General features: G+C 67.9%; 16 protein-coding genes. 11 read left to right on the top strand and 5 right to left on the bottom strand.

The window, feature by feature from the left end:
• Positions 1-159 precede the first annotated feature (159 nt).
• The 3 genes from XcodCFBP4690_RS19035 to XcodCFBP4690_RS19045 form a co-directional block, all read right to left on the bottom strand.
• A complete protein-coding gene (locus XcodCFBP4690_RS19035) occupies positions 160-660 on the bottom strand; it encodes a hypothetical protein (RefSeq protein WP_104543455.1) in 501 nt (166 codons plus the stop codon).
• Positions 657-1,487: a DUF2145 domain-containing protein gene (locus XcodCFBP4690_RS19040; RefSeq protein WP_167394709.1), complete on the bottom strand. Its 831-nt coding sequence runs from the start codon at positions 1,485-1,487 to the stop codon at positions 657-659. Before XcodCFBP4690_RS19040 ends, XcodCFBP4690_RS19035 begins: the two co-directional genes overlap by 4 nt.
• 70 nt (positions 1,488-1,557) lie before the next feature.
• Positions 1,558-2,523, bottom strand: coding sequence for a mitochondrial fission ELM1 family protein (locus XcodCFBP4690_RS19045; RefSeq protein WP_104543459.1), 966 nt, complete (start codon positions 2,521-2,523; stop codon positions 1,558-1,560).
• Positions 2,524-2,640: 117 nt separating this feature from the next.
• Between XcodCFBP4690_RS19045 and XcodCFBP4690_RS19050 the strand changes: the two genes are divergently transcribed.
• Positions 2,641-3,231 carry a malonic semialdehyde reductase gene (locus XcodCFBP4690_RS19050; RefSeq protein ID WP_104543461.1) on the top strand — a complete coding sequence of 197 codons (591 nt, stop codon included), beginning with the start codon at positions 2,641-2,643 and terminating at the stop codon, positions 3,229-3,231.
• Positions 3,232-3,584: 353 nt separating this feature from the next.
• Positions 3,585-4,316: a YceI family protein gene (locus XcodCFBP4690_RS19055; RefSeq protein WP_104543463.1), complete on the top strand. Its 732-nt coding sequence runs from the start codon at positions 3,585-3,587 to the stop codon at positions 4,314-4,316.
• 410 nt (positions 4,317-4,726) lie between these two features.
• Here the strand turns inward: XcodCFBP4690_RS19055 and XcodCFBP4690_RS19060 are convergent, their stop codons facing one another.
• Both XcodCFBP4690_RS19060 and XcodCFBP4690_RS19065 read right to left on the bottom strand, forming a co-directional pair.
• The gene (locus XcodCFBP4690_RS19060; RefSeq protein ID WP_104543465.1) at positions 4,727-5,515 is read right to left on the bottom strand and encodes a siderophore-interacting protein; all 789 of its coding nucleotides are present in this window, start codon (positions 5,513-5,515) and stop codon (positions 4,727-4,729) included.
• 399 nt (positions 5,516-5,914) lie between these two features.
• Entirely contained in the window at positions 5,915-6,448 is a 534-nt protein-coding gene (locus tag XcodCFBP4690_RS19065; protein ID WP_104543467.1) for a PadR family transcriptional regulator, read from the bottom strand.
• A gap of 195 nt (positions 6,449-6,643) precedes the next feature.
• On the opposite strand from XcodCFBP4690_RS19065, the gene mdcA reads away from it, so the two are divergent.
• The 9 genes from mdcA to XcodCFBP4690_RS19110 all read left to right on the top strand — a co-directional run bounded on the left by mdcA (position 6,644) and on the right by XcodCFBP4690_RS19110 (position 15,699).
• Positions 6,644-8,290, top strand: coding sequence for a malonate decarboxylase subunit alpha (mdcA, locus tag XcodCFBP4690_RS19070; protein ID WP_104543469.1), 1,647 nt, complete (start codon positions 6,644-6,646; stop codon positions 8,288-8,290).
• A 9-nt stretch (positions 8,291-8,299) separates the two neighbouring features.
• Entirely contained in the window at positions 8,300-8,617 is a 318-nt protein-coding gene (mdcC, locus tag XcodCFBP4690_RS19075) for a malonate decarboxylase acyl carrier protein (RefSeq protein WP_104543471.1), read from the top strand.
• A gap of 121 nt (positions 8,618-8,738) precedes the next feature.
• Positions 8,739-9,659 (top strand): biotin-independent malonate decarboxylase subunit beta, encoded by a 921-nt coding sequence (locus XcodCFBP4690_RS19080; RefSeq protein WP_104543473.1) that lies wholly within the window; start codon positions 8,739-8,741, stop codon positions 9,657-9,659.
• Positions 9,650-10,354: a biotin-independent malonate decarboxylase subunit gamma gene (mdcE, locus tag XcodCFBP4690_RS19085; RefSeq protein WP_104543475.1), complete on the top strand. Its 705-nt coding sequence runs from the start codon at positions 9,650-9,652 to the stop codon at positions 10,352-10,354. The genes XcodCFBP4690_RS19080 and mdcE overlap by 10 nt, the downstream gene beginning before the upstream one ends.
• Before the next feature lies 1 nt (position 10,355).
• A complete protein-coding gene (gene mdcG, locus XcodCFBP4690_RS19090) occupies positions 10,356-10,997 on the top strand; it encodes a malonate decarboxylase holo-[acyl-carrier-protein] synthase (protein WP_104543477.1) in 642 nt (213 codons plus the stop codon).
• 104 nt (positions 10,998-11,101) lie between these two features.
• A complete protein-coding gene (gene mdcB / locus XcodCFBP4690_RS19095) occupies positions 11,102-12,148 on the top strand; it encodes a triphosphoribosyl-dephospho-CoA synthase MdcB (protein WP_410049711.1) in 1,047 nt (348 codons plus the stop codon).
• Positions 12,149-12,536: 388 nt separating this feature from the next.
• On the top strand, positions 12,537-13,457 hold the full coding sequence (mdcH, locus tag XcodCFBP4690_RS19100; RefSeq protein ID WP_104543479.1) for a malonate decarboxylase subunit epsilon: 921 nt from the start codon (positions 12,537-12,539) through the stop codon (positions 13,455-13,457).
• A gap of 87 nt (positions 13,458-13,544) precedes the next feature.
• Positions 13,545-14,900 carry an SLC13 family permease gene (locus tag XcodCFBP4690_RS19105; RefSeq protein ID WP_104543481.1) on the top strand — a complete coding sequence of 452 codons (1,356 nt, stop codon included), beginning with the start codon at positions 13,545-13,547 and terminating at the stop codon, positions 14,898-14,900.
• Positions 14,901-14,979: 79 nt separating this feature from the next.
• Positions 14,980-15,699, top strand: coding sequence for a GntR family transcriptional regulator (locus XcodCFBP4690_RS19110; RefSeq protein WP_104543483.1), 720 nt, complete (start codon positions 14,980-14,982; stop codon positions 15,697-15,699).
• Positions 15,700-16,142 lie beyond the last annotated feature (443 nt).

A 16,142-nucleotide genomic window follows, 5' to 3' on the forward strand; every position in this document is an offset into this window, starting at 1 on the left:
GCAGCGGCAAAGCGTCGGTCGGCGGGCCTGGATATCGGTTCGCCGCAGGCGGCGGGTGTGTCGCTGCAGGCGCTGTGACCCGCGACATCCTGTGGCGCGGCACCACGTCTGCAGCGTCGCGGCCAAGCATCTGCGCGCTGCGACGGCAGCGCGACGGGGTCACCAGATGCGGCTGCTGGTATGAGCCGCCGCCTCGCCGGTCGGCAGGAACGCCAGGGCCTGGCCTTGCCGATCCTGCACAGTCCAGCCACTGCCGGCCGGGCTGGGCTGGAACGACACCATGTCGCCCACCCGAAACCCGGCTGCCGGGTCGTCCTGGCGCGCGGGCCAGCGCAGCGACAGGGTGGCGTCGGTCTGCTGCGGGTCCTGCAGCTGTACCTCGCGTGTGCCCTCTGGCAAGGTCTGCACGGCTTGCACCCGCATGGGCGGCAGTGTGCCGGCGTGTGGTGGGCTGCTGGCTTCGCGCGCTGTCTGCACTGCCATGGAGGCAGGGTAGAGCACAGAGGCCAGCGCCCCACCGACGACCAGCACTGGCGTGGACACCGCCAGGGCCGAATAGAATTCCGACTTCTCGCCGGGCGTGGTCATCTCACCAGCGTGCGCGCACGGTAGCGTCACAGCGACGAGCAACAGGCCTGCGGCCAACGCGGCACGGTTCACGGCATTTCTCCAGCAGAGGTGACGGTGCGTGCAATCGACAGTTCCTTGTCCACTGCGTCGCGTTGATGCAGGAAGTCGAACACCGATTCGACGGTGACCACCGAGTAGTTGCCGGAAACGCGCTCGCCGACAGGATGATCGGTGGTGGTGGCATTGGCGGCGACAAAACGTGCGCCCACGCGCTGCTTCAAATCCAAATGCAGGATGCTGGGGTGATACCGCGCCGCGTGCAGCCAGGCCTGCGCTGCGCGGCGATCGCTGATGACTGTCGTTGGTTGCGCATCGGCCGCCAGCGCCGCGGCCAGCACTTCCAGCACCCACTGGTTGGAGTTCTGATAGTCGGTGGAGAAGGGGTAGGCGACCATGCTATAGCGGGGTTCATGCAGGCGATGGGCCAGCTCGCCGTTGCCGGCCAGCAAGGCATGCAGGCGTTGTTGCACGGCACGGGTCGGGACGCCCACGCGCAGATCGCTGGTCAACGCGCTTTCGCCGACGAAGTTGCTCAGGCCTTCGACATAGAGCTGCGATGCATCGCTCTTGCAGCGGTTGAGCAGATGCCGCACGCGCCACAGACCATCGTCATCGCGCAACGCAAACGCCATGTGGCTATGTTTGAGCCCGTATCGGCTCAGATCCTGTCCGCCGCGCGCCAGCAGTACCACCTTGGCGTCGGGCAGAGCATCCAGCGCTTGCGCGGTGGAGGCGGCCATGTCGAACATTGCCGCGGTGGCATGCGGCGAGGGGTAGCGCGGCACGCACTGCGGCGTTGCTGCACTGGCGGCCCACGGCGCTGCGACCAGCAATACCAACCCGAACGCCCACCTCATCGTCGGTCTGCTCCTTGGCTTCTTCATCGACCAGCATCCTTGTGTCCGGCGCCATCGTCGGGCGCGTGGGTCAGGGCGACAGACGCGCACGCACCTGCTCGGCGATGCGCGCGGTCTCGCGTACCGGGGGGATATCGGCTCCGGCGCCGAGAACTTCATCGGCGTCGTGCAGCCGCCGGCGGTCCCGCAGCGTGTGTAGGTAGGAGCCCACGCGCCCGTTTGCCAGGTCGCCGAATGCGGCGGCCACCGGCACGCGCGTGGCGCAGGCCTCGGAGAGCAGGTTGACCGAGTCGGCGGTGGCCACGATCGCATCGGCCCAGCCCAGCAGGCCGGCATACGGGTTGGGGCCATCGCGCTGGTCGCACCACAGCAGATGCGGCAGGCCGGCGCAGGCCGCGCGCAGCGGGGCGACGGCGTCGGCCGGCGTGCGGCGCGAGAGGGTGACCAGAAGGCTGCCGCCCAGTGCGCGCAGCTGCGCGCTCAAGCGGGCGCACAGCGCCGCCAGCGCCTCTGGCGTCCAGCTCACCTGCGCAGTGGGCCCGCCGATCAGCAGCGCCAGCCGCGGGCCGGGCAAGCCGCCCAGCGCGGGGAACATGGCGCGCCCGGCCGCCAGCCAGGCATCGTCCACCGGGTGCAGACTGCCGAGCAGGGTGAGTACGTTCTCGCCGCGCAGCGCATCGTGCTCGGGCACCACCAGCAGGTCCCAGTGGCGCGGATCCAGGCGCGGATCCAGGATCTGCACGCTGCGGCTGCCACCGGCGCGCAGCAGCCGGGTGGCCAGCGCTGCCTGCCGCCCGCAGCCGATGGCGAGCGCGGGCGGCTGCTGCAGCTGCAGGGCAAACGCCGCGCCAAATGCCTGCTGCGCGCCGGGCAGCCGCCGCGGCGCCGCCCAGCGCCAGGGCGCCTTGGCCTGCAGGTGGATGGGCTGGAAGGCATCGGGGTGCAACGCACGCGCCAGCGCCTCGGCCTGGCGCGCATTGCCGGCGCGGCCGTCGCTCAGCGCCCAGGTCAGCCCCCATCGTTTCAGATCCGACATAGATTTGTTTCAGATTGAACGCGTGTGGCGGCAATCGCGCCACTCTACACTGCGGGTCTTCACACTGGCGCCGACGCCGCAGCCTACCGTTGCGCCATCCCTTCTTCTGGAGTGCTCATGTCCGACTCGCTCAACGCCGCCGCACTGGATCAGCTGTTCCGCACCGCCCGCACGCAGAACGCGTTTGCCGATACGCCGGTCAGCCAGGACCTGCTGCGCGAGCTCTATGAGCTGGTCAAGTGGGGCCCCACCGCGGCCAATAGCGGGCCGGCGCGCTTCGTGTTCGTGACCAGCGCCGAAGGCAAGGCCAAGCTGAAACCGGCGCTGTCCGAAGGCAACGCCGCCAAGACCCTGGCCGCGCCGGTGACGGTGATCGTGGCGCACGACGAAGACTTCCACGAGAAGCTGCCGTACCTGTTCCCGCATGTCGACGCCAAGAGCTGGTTCGACGGCCCGCGCGAAGGGCGCGCCGAATCGGCGTTCCGCAACGGCTCGTTGCAGGGCGCCTACCTGATCCTGGCTGCACGCGCGCTGGGCCTGGATGCCGGCCCGATGTCCGGCTTCGACAATGCCAAGGTGGACGCGGCGTTCTTCGCCGGCACGCCGATCAAGTCCAACTTCCTGATCAACCTCGGCTACGGCGACCCGGCCGGGCTGTTCCCGCGCTCGCCGCGCCTGAGCTTCGATGAGGCGGCGCGCTTTGAGTGACCGATGGCAGTGCGCCGCGCGTGATGCATCCGGGCTGACATCAACGCTGCGGCGCGTCTTCCCGGAAGTGAATGAGCGTCGCCATGGGAGCCGCCCGGTGTCGTTCGCGATGTGTGTTGCTGCATGGTCTTATGTCGTCGATGACGCGATTGCGCTCACCCACAGATGAGCGCGGTCGATGCCCGGAGGCGGGGATGTCGCCTCCACTGCGTGTTCTGGGCCTGCCGTCCTTCGCCGTCTGCTCACTGCCGTGCAAGATAGGTGTGCCGTTTCCAGTTTCCTGCAGTCCTCGTCCGTCTGCGTTTTGTCCCATCCGCGTTGATCCAACGCGTCTCTCATCACATGGAGTTCCAATGAAGACCACCCACAAGCTGTTGCTGCCGCTCGCCCTGACCCTGGCCATTGCCGCCTGCTCCAAGCCGGCCGACAACGCCGCCACCCCGGCTGCAGAAACCCCGGCCGCCACCGCGCCGGCCGAGACCGCCGCAGCGCCGGCACCGGCCGCTGCCGAGTCGACAGCCTCGACCGCCCCGGCCGTGCAGGTTGCCTCCGGCACCTACACCCTGGACCCGACCCATACCGACGTGATCGCGCAGTGGAGCCACTTCGGCTTCTCCAATCCCAGCGCGCACTTCGGCAATGTCGACGGCACCCTGGTGTACGACGCCGCCGACGTGACCAAGTCCACCGTGCAGGTCACCCTGCCGCTGTCGGGCTTGAACAGCTTCACCGCCAAGTTCGACGAGCACCTGAAGAGCGGCGACTTCTTCGACGCGGCCAAGTTCCCGAGCGCCACCTTCAAGAGCACCAAGGTCGAAGCGGCCGGCAACAACAAGCTGACCGTCACCGGCGATCTGACCATCAAGGATCAGACCAAGCCGGTGGTGCTGGACGTGACCCTCAACGGTGCCGGCGAGCACCCGATGAAGAAAGTGCCGGCGGCCGGCTTCGACGCCACCACCACGATCAAGCGCAGCGACTTCGGCGTGGGCCAGTACGCTCCGAACGTCAGCGACGAGGTCAAGATCCGCATCACCACCGAAGCCCTGCAGGCCAAGGCGGGTGAGGCGGCTGCGGCGAAGTAAGCGCCGGCTGCCGACATGCCGGCGCGAGCGATCGCGCCGGTGCGTCAATGCAATGCGTCAATGCAAAAGCCCGCCGATTGGCGGGCTTTTGTTTGCGTGCGCAAAACGCTCCGTCACTTCTGGACGCTGCTGCGTAGGAGCGGCCCTGGCCGCGAACGCGTTACCGACAGATTCGCCGACGCAGGCGGCCGTATCGGCAAAGCCCATCGCGCCCGGGTGCGTTCCTACGCGGGGAGGCGGCACGCGATGATGCGGTGAGCACGCGAGCCTGTGTAGGAGCGGCCCTGGCCGCGAGCGCGTTATCGACAGGCTCACCGACGCAGGCGGCTGTCCTCGGCAATGCCCTTCGCGCCCGGGTTCGCTCCTACGCGCGGAGGCGGCACGCGAAGATGCAATGAGCACGCAAGCCATTACTCCGCTGCCGGGTTCGCCTTCCAGTACCCCTTCGCGCGCACCCATTCCTTGTCCACGCCCAGATGCTCTTCGATGAACATGCGCATGGCACGCGCGCGCATCGATTCGGTGCCGATCCAGTAGAACGTATCGCCATCGTGCGGCTCGTAATCGCGCAGGCTGTCTTCCAGCAGCGTGCTGCTGGCCGCATCGAAGCCGTTGCGCTCCAGCCAGTACACATCTACGTCGGCGGCGCTCGGCAGCTCCTGGCGCTCGCTGGCGTCGGCCACTTCGATAAAGACTTCGGCATGCATGTCCGCCGGCATCGCTTCCAGCCAGCGGCCGATCGCCGGCAGCGCGGTTTCATCGCCGATCAGGACGTAGTGATCGAAATCGTCGGCCACCAGAAACGAGCCGCGTGGCCCGCCGATGCACAGCGTATCGCCCGGCTGCGCTTGTGCGGCCCAGCTGGAGGCCACGCCGTCGCCATGCAGCACGAAGTCGATGCTGAGTTCCCCGGTTTGCGGATCGAACAGGCGCGGCGTGTAGTCGCGGCCGGGCGAGGGAAGGGCGCCTGCGTCGTAGCGCGGGCCGTCGGCAGTCATCGTCGGCAGGACGAAGGCGCCGTCGGCATTGGGGAAGAACAGCTTGACGTGATCGTCCGGGGCCTCGCTCTGGAAACCGGCCAGTTCGCTGCCGCCGAACACGATGCGGCGCATCTGCGGGGTGATGGCCTCGCAGCGCACCACTTGCACGGTACGCAGGCGCGAGTCGCGACGCAGTTGGGTGTTGGTATGTGTTGCCATGAAGTGCGATTCCTGTGGGTACCGTGTCGCGATACGGCGTTGGGGAGTTGTGGGTGAAGCGCGATGACGGATCGAAATCCGAGGCGTAACAGGTGCAGCAGCCGAGGCAGTGCCCATCCCTTCTCCTCTCCGGACATTGCCCTCCTTCATGGGGGAGCAGGTGCCGCGCAGCGGCGAATGAGGGTACGCGCGACGCCTCATGCGGTTGGAGCGATGCAGAAGCGTCGCGTGATACCTCCACTCCAGTGATTTGTTGCTGGCTGCGCTATCGCTTGCGGCAATCACTTCGCACCGGAGCGCGTCCTGCGCGCCTCCCATGCCAGGGGGGGGCCACAGCAGCAGCCGACCGCATCCCGGACCAGCGCAAGCTGGAAAGACATCAGCGGCAAACACACGCACTCACTCATCGTCCTGCCCCATGGCGTCGGCGGCGGCATTGAGCAGGGTGGCGATGCGTGCGGTTTCGGCGTCGCTCCACTGCCCGTGCCGTGCGAACAGGCCGTGCTTGATGCGGTGGATCGCCTCGCGGATCGGGGCAGGTGTCTGTGCCTTGATCAACGCACGCGCACGTTGCTGGCTGCGCGCCAGCGCCGCGTCCAGCGCATCGCGGTGCTCGCTGGCGTAGCGGCGCCCTGCCGCGCTGAGGTGGTGGCGTTTGCGGCCCTGCTGCAGATCCGCCTGCACCAGGCCATCGGTTTCCAGCTGCGCCAGTGCCGGATAGATCGCACCGGCGCTGGGCGCGTACAGGCCTTTGAACAACGCGCCGATCTGTTGCATCAACTCGTAGCCGTGGCGTGGCTGTTGTTCGATCAGTGCCAGCAGCAGCAGACGCAGATCGCCATGCTCCAGCGGGCGCACCCGGCCGTTGTCGCGCTCAGGTGCGCGGCTGGCAAACGGGTCCAGCTCGGGTGGGCCATGACGACGGGAGCGCATCTATTTTCGATATATCGAATCCTGCGAAAAACGATATATCGAACTTGAGGGCATCGCAAGCGCCCGGCTGTCGCCTCGCTGACCGGCCGACGTCACCGCCCACCCCTATGCTGCAATGCGACTAGACACCTCGAGTCGTCATAATTACGATGTAATTACTTCGACATTACGGGCCTGGCCCGGTGAGGCGATGCGATGAGTCGACAGTGGGACACCCAGGCCGAAAGCCGCCGCCAGCGCCTGCAGCGTGCCGCCGCGCTCGCGCCCCACGGGCGGGTGGTGGCCGCCGACGATGTGGTGGCGCTGCTGGAGGCGGTGATCGAACCCGGCGACCGGGTGTGCCTGGAGGGCAACAACCAGAAGCAGGCCGATTTCCTGGCGCGCTGCCTGACCGAGGTCGACCCATCGCGTGTGCACGACCTGCACATGGTGCAGTCGGTGCTGTCGCTGGCCGCGCATCTGGATGTGTTCGAGCGCGGCATCGCCAAGCGGCTGGACTTCTCCTTTTCCGGCCCGCAGGCCGCGCGCCTGGCCGGGCTGGTGAGCGAGGGGCGTATCGAGATCGGCGCCATCCATACCTACCTGGAATTGTTTGGCCGCTATTTCATCGACCTCACCCCGCGCATCGCGCTGGTCACCGCGCAGGCGGCCGACCGCCACGGCAATCTCTATACCGGCCCCAACACCGAAGACACGCCGGTGATCGTGGAAGCCACGGCGTTCAAGGGCGGCATCGTGATTGCGCAGGTCAACGAGATTCTCGACACCTTGCCGCGCGTGGACATCCCGGCCGACTGGGTGGACTTCGTCACCCAGGCGCCCAGGCCCAATTACATCGAACCGCTGTTCACCCGCGACCCGGCGCAGATCTCCGAGATCCAGGTGCTGATGGCGATGATGGCCATCAAGGGCATCTACGCCGAGTACGGCGTGGAGCGGCTCAATCACGGCATCGGCTTCGATACCGCCGCGATCGAACTGCTGCTGCCCACCTATGCCGAATCGCTGGGGCTGAAAGGCAAGATCTGCCGGCACTGGGCGCTCAATCCACATCCGGCGCTGATTCCGGCGATCGAATCGGGCTTCGTCGAATCGGTGCACTCGTTCGGCTCGGAGCTGGGTATGGAGGCGTATATCGCCGCACGCCCGGATGTGTTTTTCGCCGGTGCCGACGGCAGCATGCGTTCCAACCGCGCGCTGTCGCAGACCGCCGGCCTGTATGCCTGCGACATGTTCATCGGCTCCACCCTGCAGATCGATCTGCAGGGCAATAGTTCCACCGCCACGCGCGACCGCATTGCAGGCTTCGGTGGTGCGCCAAACATGGGGTCGGACGCACGCGGTCGCCGGCATGCCAGCGCTGCCTGGCTCAAGGCCGGGCGCGAGGCGGCACGCCCGGGCGAGATGCCGCGCGGGCGCAAGCTGGTGGTGCAGATGGTGGAAACCTTCCGCGAGCACATGGCGCCGGCCTTCGTCGATACCCTCGATGCCTGGGAACTGGCCGAGCGCGCCAACCTGCCGCTGCCGCCGGTGATGATCTACGGCGACGACGTCAGCCATGTGCTGACCGAAGAAGGCATCGCCAACCTGTTGCTGTGCCGCACGCCGGAAGAACGCGAACAGGCGATCCGCGGCGTGTCCGGCTACACCGCGGTAGGCCTGGCGCGCGACAAACGCATGGTGGAAAACCTGCGCGACCGCGGCGTGATCAAGCGCCCGGACGACCTGGGCATACGCCCGCGCGATGCCACCCGCGACCTGCTTGCCGCGCGCACGGTCAAGGATCTGGTGCGCTGGTCCGGTGGGCTGTACGACCCGCCGAAACGTTTTCGCAACTGGTAGGGGCAGAGCATGGAAACCCTTCGCTATCGTTTTGACGGCCAGCGCAGTGCGGGCACCGGTCTGGAGCATGCGCTGGTGGGCGTGGTCGCCTCCGGCAACCTGGAAGTGCTGGTGGAGCGCGTGCCGCTGGATGGCGCGATGGAGATCGAGATCCTCACCGCCGCGCGTGGCTTCGGCACGATCTGGCAGGCGGTGCTGGACGATTTCGCCGCACGCCACCCGCTGCGCGATGTGCGCATCAGTATCAACGACGTCGGTGCCACCCCGGCAGTGGTGAGCCTGCGCCTGGACCAGGCCATCGATGTGCTGCAGGGAGCTGCCGCATGAGCCAGCACCCTCCAGCACACCCCACGCATCGCGTAGGAGCGCACCCGGGCGCGACGGGCTTGGCCGGTAACGCCTCGGTTGCGCCCGGCTGCGCTCCTACGCAAGCCATCCGGAGCCGCACATGAGCACCACCGTTCCCATGGCCGAGCGCAGCTATTACGAAGCCGATGCGCGCGAGCGCATCGACGGGCTGCTGGATGCCGGCAGCTTCGGCGAATTCGTCGGCCCGCGCCGCCGCCTGGTCAGCCCGCACCTGGCCCAACTCGACGTGCCGGGCGCCTTCGACGACGGCGTCATCGTGGGGCAGGGCACGTTGCAGGGCCGCAACGTGCTGATCGCCGCGCAGCAGGGCGCCTTCATGGGCGGCGGCGTCGGCGAAGTGCACGGCGCCAAGCTCACTGGCCTGCTCGAACGCGCAACCGCCACGCGCCCGGCTGCCGTACTGCTGTTGCTCGACACCGGCGGCGTCCGCCTGCACGAAGCCAATGCCGGCCTGATCGCCATCTCCGAGATCATGCGCGCCACCCTGGCCACCCGTGCCGCCGGCGTGCCGGTGCTGGCACTGATCGGCAGCGGCAACGGCGCCTTCGGTGGCATGGGCATCGTGGCGCGCTGCTGCAGCGCGGTGATCATGTCCGAAGAGGGACGCCTGTCGCTGTCCGGCCCGGATGTGATCGAAACCGTGCGCGGCGTGGAGGAGTTCGACGCGCGCGACCGCGCACTGGTGTGGCGCGTCACCGGCGGCAAGCACCGTTATCTGCTCGGCGAAGCGCAGACCCTGGTAGCCGACCGTATCGCCGCCTTTGCCGACGCCGCAGCCAGCACGCTGGACACGCTGTCCGAACCCGACGGCGATGCCGCATTGCAGGCGCTGGAGCGCGCGCATCGGCACCTGTCCGCGCGCATCGATGCATATGGCGATTGCCGCGACGGCCTGGAGATCTGGGCCCGCCAGGGCATCGCCGATGCGCAGCGCCTGCCGCTGCTGGACACCGACGCCTTCCTTGCCGCCACCGCGGACCGGAGCACGCCATGGAACTGAGCCGCTTGCTCGACCAGCTGTTTCCGCTCGGCCACGCCATCGTCCGCAATGACGATGTGCTCACCGGCAGCGCCACCACCGCTGCAGGCGAGGTGACGGTGATCGGCACCGCCAACAAGCTGGAAGTCGGCGTGGACCACGCGCTGGCGCTGGCCGCCACGGTGCTGGCCAGCACCCGCGCGCATCCGCAGCGGCCGATCGTGATGCTGGTCGACACCGCCGGGCAGCGGCTTGCCCGGCGCGACGAATTGCTGGGCATCAACGGGTATTTCGCCCATCTGGCGCGCACGCTGGATCTGGCGCGCAGGCGCGGCGCGCGGCTGGTCACCCTGGTCTATGGCGAATCGGTGAGCGGCGGCTTCCTCTCCTTCGGCCTGATGGCCGACCGGATTCACGCGCTGCCGGAGGCACAGGTGCGGGTGATGGATCTGCGTGCGATGGCGCGGGTCACCAAGCAGCCGGTGGAGACTTTGCAGGCGCTGAGCGAGCGCTCGCCGGTGTTTGCGCCGGGCGTGGAGAACTACGTGCGCATGGGCGCGATGGATTCGCTATGGGAAGGCGACCTGGCACAGGCGCTGGCCGAGGCACTGGCCGCACCTGTCGATGGCGACCAGCGCCGCGCACGCGGCGCGCAACGCGGTGGCCGCACACTCGCACGCGATGTCGCTGCCACCGTGGCGGCAGGACAGGCCTGACATGATCGGCCGCCACGCCCTGGTGTGGTTGCGCCCTGCCGCGCAGTGGCAGGCGCTCACGCCCGGCGCGCAGCCGCGGCTGCAGCAGTGGTTTGCCGCCGGCCTGCCGGCGGTGGTGGCGCGCCGCGACGCCAGGCAGGCGCCGGATGCCCTGCGCCTGGGCGTGCCGTTGCCGCCTGCAGAAGACAAGCAGCGCCTGGCGCTGAGCGCGCGTGTTGAGGACATTGCGCGCTGCACTGCGCCGCTGGCACTGGAGGCGGTGCTCGCGCACGCTCCGGAGACGGCGCAACCGGCCTTACAGGCCCTGCTGACGCAATGTCAGGCCAATGGCCTGCAACCGCGCGCGTTCGGCAGCTTCGCCTGGCAGGCGTTGACCGGCCTGGCCTATGTGCATGCGCAATCGGATCTGGATCTGCTATGGACGCTCGAAACACCCGAACAGGCGCATGCCGTGGTCGCGTTGCTGCAGCGTTGGGAGCAGCGCCATGGGCAACGCGCCGACGGTGAGCTGTTGCTGCCCGACGACATAGCTGTGAACTGGCGCGAATACGCCAGCAGTGCGCAGCAGGTGCTGGTGAAGTCCAGCAGCGGCTGCCGCCTGCTGCCGCGGGCCGCCTTGTTCCCGGTCTGGAGCGCGGCATGAAGACGCGGCTGCAAGGCAGGCGTGATGCCCAACGTGCAGCCGCAAGGCGCGATGATGCGCAGCCGATCGGTCGGCCGCCTTCGCTGCGCCTTGCAGGGCAGGCGATGACGGAACGATCCAAGGCCTCCACGCCCACTGCCGAACGTAACGACGTTGAGCCTGGACATGCGGATGACCGGCATCAGCCCGTCGCAGCGCCAACTGCCGCGGCATCGCTGCAGCCAACTAACGGCGCGCCAGTGCAAGCGCGCGCGTTGCGCACGTTGGCGCGCGATCACGCAGCGCACGCAGCATTACGCCACCCGCCATCGTCCTGTGGCCAGGTACACGCCAGCCCGCTGGCACATCGTCTTGGCCGGCTTGCGGTTAGCGCGTTGCATGCCGAGCTGGCGTGTGCGCCCAAGCCTGGCCTAGTGACGCCGTTCGATAGCGGCAGCCACACTGACATGGACGCATCCACCTTCCTGCGCAGCCTGTTTGCACTGCGTGGCTATTTTGTCGCCATCGCCCAGGCCGGCATCGACAACGCGCCCTTCGCCCGGCTGCGCGATCTTGGCATTGCCGCCGAGGCAGCAATGCTGCGCGCCACCGGCGGCATCAATACGCACCGTGGCGCCATCTTCAGCCTTGGCCTGCTCACCGCGCAGGCCGCGCGCCTGCGCGCCGCCCACGCGCGCGCGCCGGCAGCCGACGCTGTCTGCCAGGGTGTGCAGCTCTGGCGCGAGGCCTTGCTGGCCGCACCGCTGGATCCGCGCAGCAACGGCCAGCGCATGCGTGCGCAGCACAAGGTCAGCGGCGTGCGCGAGCAGGCGGCGATGGGCTATCCGCTGCTGCACCAGGTGGCGCTGCCGGCCTTGCGTACCCGGTTGGCCACCGGCGCCACGCGAGAGGCCGCGCTCGCGCATACCCTGATGCAGTTGGTCGCACAGGTGGACGATCTCAATCTGTTGCATCGCGGTGGCGCCAAGGGACTGGCCTATGCCAAGGCGCAGGCACAGCGCTTTCTTGCCGATGGCGGCACCGCGCAGCCGAACTGGCGCGATCAGCTCGCTGCCATCGGCAATGGCTTTGTCCAGCGCCGGCTCAGCCCCGGCGGCAGTGCCGATCTGCTGGCCTGCGCGTGGTTTGTGCACTGCCAGGAGCACGCATGAATCGCCACAGCGCCCCACCCGCCGCCGCGCGGATCGCCTTCCTTCTCCCGGCCACGGGAGAAGCTGCCCGAAGGGCGGATGAGGGCAGGGCTGCAGTAGCCGGAATGTCCGCCCAGCACACGAGCGCATGCAGCCACGCCGCAGCGTCTGCTCCCGCGCGGATGACCACTCTTCTCCCGACCACGGGAGAAGGTGCCCGAAGGACGGATGAGGGCAGCGCTGCGGCAGTCGTAACGTTCCCCCAGCAAACGAGCGCACGCAGCCACGCCGCAGCATCCGCCGCCGCGCAGATGACTATCCTTCTCCCGGCCACGGGAGAAGGTGCCCGAAGGGCGGATGAGGGTAGCTCTGGCAGCCATCATCCGACCACATGCCACCGAGCAACCCCATGAGCCTGGCCGTCCTCTGCCCCGGCCAAGGCGGCCAGCATCCGGACATGTTCGCGCGGGCAGCGGAGACGCCGGCTGCAGCCGACGTCGTCGTGCTCGCGGACAAGCTACTTGGCACTTCGTCCCAGCACCTGGCGGCCGACCCCGGCCGCTATGCCAATGCCATCGCCCAGCCGCTGGTATGCGCAGGGACGCTGGCGCAGTGGCAGGCACTGCGCCAGCAATTGCCGACGCCCTTGATGGCGCTGGGCTACAGCGTTGGCGAACTCGCCGCGCACGCCGTGGCCGGCAGCATGGAGATCGCCACCTGCCTGCAGCTGGCCGCCACCCGCGCCCGCCTGATGGATGCCGCCAGCCCCGCGCAGGCCGGGCTGATGGCGGTGGTCGGCCTGCCGCTCACCACGCTCGAATCGCTCTGCAACAGCCATGGCGCCGCACTTGCCATCATCAATGGCGACGACCATGCCGTGCTCGGCGGCCCACGCGCTGCCTTGCAGGCGCTGGGCGACGAGGCGCAGGCACGCGGTGCGCGCACCACCGTGTTGCCGGTCAGCGTGCCCGCGCATACGCCGTGGTTGCGCGAGGCAGCCGATGCGTTCGCAATCGAATTGAACAAGATGGCACTACGCACGCCAGCGCTGCGCGTGCTGGCCGGTATCGATGCACGCACGGTCACCACGCCAGCGCTGGTCGTCGACAGCCTGTCGGCACAGATCGCGCAGACCGTGCGCTGGCGCGACGTGCTGGTGCAGGCGGCCGAACGCGGTGCGCGCGTGTTTCTCGAACTCGGCCCGGGCAGCGCATTGGCGCGCATGGTGCGCGAGGTCGTACCGGAGTGCGAAGCGCGCTCGGTCGATGAGTTCCACAGCACCCATGGCGTCGTGCAGTGGGTCGCCGCTGCCTGCGAGCGCGCGGCATGAAGAACTGGCAGGTGGCATCCGCGGCGTGACCCTTGGATGGCGGGTGGCCATCCGTGCTGTACGCGAATCAGGTGTCTGGGAGGGCGCATGACCCCGCAAATTGCAACGATTCTTGGTCTGGTTGTCATGTTCGTCGTGGCGACCGCACTGCCCATCAACATGGGTGCGGTGGCCTTCGCGCTGGCGTTCATCGTCGGCGGGGTGTGGGTGGGGCTGGACGGCAAGGAGGTACTGGCCGGTTTTCCCGGCGACCTGTTCCTGACCCTGGTCGGCATCACCTATCTGTTCGCCATCGCGCAGAAGAACGGCACCATCGACCTGCTGGTGCACTGGGCGGTGCGTGCGGTGCGCGGGCGCATCGTCGCCATTCCGTGGGTAATGTTCGTCATCACCGGCCTGCTCACCGCCTTCGGTGCATTGGGGCCGGCGGCGGTGGCCATCATCGGCCCGGTCGCGTTGCGCTTTGCCAAGCAGTACCGCATCAATCCGCTGATGATGGGCCTGCTGGTGATCCATGGCGCGCAGGGTGGCGGCTTCTCGCCGATCAGCGTGTATGGCGGCATCACCAACAAGGTGGTGGAAAAGGCCGGGCTGGATGTCACCGAAATGGCGGTGTTTCTCACCAGCCTGGGCTTCAACCTGATGATGGCGATCATCTGCTTCTGCGCCTTCGGCGGACTCAAGCTGATGCGCCGGCAGGAGATGTCGCTGGCCGATGCGCAGTACGTGCCGGTCACCGGCGATCAGGCCTCGCAACGCCGCTTCGCCATCGAAGGCCATGGTGCGCTGGTCGCTGCCGGTGGCGGCACCTTGTCCACCGACCCACTGGCCCTGGAGGCGGTGGCCATCACCCGCGACCGGGTGATCACCCTGATCGGCCTGCTCGGCCTGGGCATCGCCGCGCTGGTCTACAACCTCAATGTCGGCCTGGTGTCGATCACCGTTGCCGTGGCGTTGGCGCTGATCTCGCCCAATGCGCAGAAGGGCGCGGTGGACGGCATCAGCTGGTCCACGGTGCTGTTGATCAGTGGCGTGGTGACCTATGTGGCCGTGCTGGAAAAAGCCGGGGCGGTGGACTACATCGGCACCGGCGTCTCGCAGATCGGCATGCCGCTGCTCGGCGCGCTGCTGGTTTGCTATGTGGGCGGCATCGTGTCCGCATTCGCCTCGTCGGCGGCGGTGCTGGGCGCCACCATTCCGCTGGCAGTGCCGTTCCTGATGCAGGGCCAGCTCGGCGCGGCCGGGGTGATCTGCGCGCTGGCGGTGTCGTCCACCATCGTCGATGTCAGCCCGTTCTCCACTAATGGCGCGCTGGTGGTGGCCTCGGCCGCCAAGGAAGAGCGCGATGGCCTGTTCCGCCGCTTCCTGGTCTATAGCGGGCTGGTGGTGGTGTTGGGGCCGCTGGTGGCGTGGCTGGTGTTCGTGGTGCCGGGTTGGCTGTGACGCTGGCGACATCGGGCAGGGTCCAGGGGCGCCCCGCTAGAATGGGGGCCTCCGTTCCGCTGCCGACGACCTACTCACCATGACCCTCGCCCCTGATTCGCGCAGCGCCAAGAAGCGCGTACCGCTGTACGAGGAAGTGGCCGAGCGCCTGCGCCAGAAGATCTACGACTACGCATTGCCGCCGGGCGAATGGATCGACGAGCCTGCGCTGGCCGAAGAGCTCGGCATCAGCCGCACCCCCTTGCGCGAGAGTCTCAAGCTGCTCGCGGCCGAAGGCCTGGTGCAGCTCGACGCCGGTCGCGGCAGCCGGGTCACGCGGCTGACGCTGGAAGACCTCAACCAGCTGTTTCCGGTGATGGCGATGCTGGAAGGCCGCTGCGCGCACGATGCGGTCAAGCGCATCGACCCAGCCGGTGTGCAGCGGCTGGAGGAGTTGCATGCGGCGATGGAGGTCTCGGCCGCTTCCGGCGATCTGGCCGAGTACTACCGCAACAATTATCTGATCCACGAAACGGTGCAGCACTACGCCGGTAATCCATGGCTGATCCGCGTCACCCACGACCTGCACCGCATTCTCAAGATGCATCGCGGACGTCAGCTGCTCACGCCGGGTCGCATGGCGCAATCGCTGGCCGAGCATCGGCAGCTGATGGAGTGCGTGCGGCGCGGCGATGCGGAAGGCGCGGAGCGCACCATGCACGGGCATCTGCTGAGCCAGGGCCGGGCGCTGGCGGCCTATGTGGCGGCCGGTGGGATGTTGAACGTGCCGGCGCCGTTGCCGCGCTCGGCTGGGGTGTAGTGGTGGGGATCTTGTCGAGGGCCTGGAAGCGTGCGCTTGACGTAGAGGGGTGAGGCAGGGTTTTTGGTGCAGGTGCGGGTACTTTGACGCAAGGAGCTCTTCGGGCAAAGGATGTTGGCGCAAAGGGCTGTAGACCAAAGAGCTCTGGAGCAAGAGCAAAGGCTTCCGCGCCTGGCGGCGCGGGTGACTTTTGTCTTGGCAAAAGTCACCAAAACCGCTGTCGCCGACGCAATCCGGCGCGATACAGCCGCGCCGGTCTCCTGCGCTCCTCGCCACGCGCGGCACGGCGCCCAAACTCGCTGCGCTCAGACAAGGGCGCCTCTTCGGCCACGCGTGACTGCGGTGCTCGGCTTGCTTTAGAGCGTGTTATGAACTTTGAAATAGAGACGCGGCATTTCCAAGCATGAGGATGGAGAAGACGACGAAGTGGAGTCCTGCCAGGG

The organism is Xanthomonas codiaei (assembly GCF_002939785.1).
Classification (GTDB): Bacteria; Pseudomonadota; Gammaproteobacteria; order Xanthomonadales; family Xanthomonadaceae; genus Xanthomonas; species Xanthomonas codiaei.

What these genes read in the sequence shown, in the direction of transcription:
- XcodCFBP4690_RS19040 (WP_167394709.1), bottom strand. Translation starts at nt 1,487, where the DNA reads ATGAGGTGGGCGTTCGGGTTGGTATTGCTGGTCGCAGCGCCGTGGGCC.
- XcodCFBP4690_RS19045 (WP_104543459.1), bottom strand. Translation starts at nt 2,523, where the DNA reads ATGTCGGATCTGAAACGATGGGGGCTGACCTGGGCGCTGAGCGACGGC.
- XcodCFBP4690_RS19050 (WP_104543461.1), top strand. Translation starts at nt 2,641, where the DNA reads ATGTCCGACTCGCTCAACGCCGCCGCACTGGATCAGCTGTTCCGCACC.
- XcodCFBP4690_RS19055 (WP_104543463.1), top strand. Translation starts at nt 3,585, where the DNA reads ATGAAGACCACCCACAAGCTGTTGCTGCCGCTCGCCCTGACCCTGGCC.
- XcodCFBP4690_RS19060 (WP_104543465.1), bottom strand. Translation starts at nt 5,515, where the DNA reads ATGGCAACACATACCAACACCCAACTGCGTCGCGACTCGCGCCTGCGT.
- XcodCFBP4690_RS19065 (WP_104543467.1), bottom strand. Translation starts at nt 6,448, where the DNA reads ATGCGCTCCCGTCGTCATGGCCCACCCGAGCTGGACCCGTTTGCCAGC.
- mdcA (WP_104543469.1), top strand. Translation starts at nt 6,644, where the DNA reads ATGAGTCGACAGTGGGACACCCAGGCCGAAAGCCGCCGCCAGCGCCTG.
- mdcC (WP_104543471.1), top strand. Translation starts at nt 8,300, where the DNA reads ATGGAAACCCTTCGCTATCGTTTTGACGGCCAGCGCAGTGCGGGCACC.
- XcodCFBP4690_RS19080 (WP_104543473.1), top strand. Translation starts at nt 8,739, where the DNA reads ATGAGCACCACCGTTCCCATGGCCGAGCGCAGCTATTACGAAGCCGAT.
- mdcE (WP_104543475.1), top strand. Translation starts at nt 9,650, where the DNA reads ATGGAACTGAGCCGCTTGCTCGACCAGCTGTTTCCGCTCGGCCACGCC.
- mdcG (WP_104543477.1), top strand. Translation starts at nt 10,356, where the DNA reads ATGATCGGCCGCCACGCCCTGGTGTGGTTGCGCCCTGCCGCGCAGTGG.
- mdcB (WP_410049711.1), top strand. Translation starts at nt 11,102, where the DNA reads ATGACGGAACGATCCAAGGCCTCCACGCCCACTGCCGAACGTAACGAC.
- mdcH (WP_104543479.1), top strand. Translation starts at nt 12,537, where the DNA reads ATGAGCCTGGCCGTCCTCTGCCCCGGCCAAGGCGGCCAGCATCCGGAC.
- XcodCFBP4690_RS19105 (WP_104543481.1), top strand. Translation starts at nt 13,545, where the DNA reads ATGACCCCGCAAATTGCAACGATTCTTGGTCTGGTTGTCATGTTCGTC.
- XcodCFBP4690_RS19110 (WP_104543483.1), top strand. Translation starts at nt 14,980, where the DNA reads ATGACCCTCGCCCCTGATTCGCGCAGCGCCAAGAAGCGCGTACCGCTG.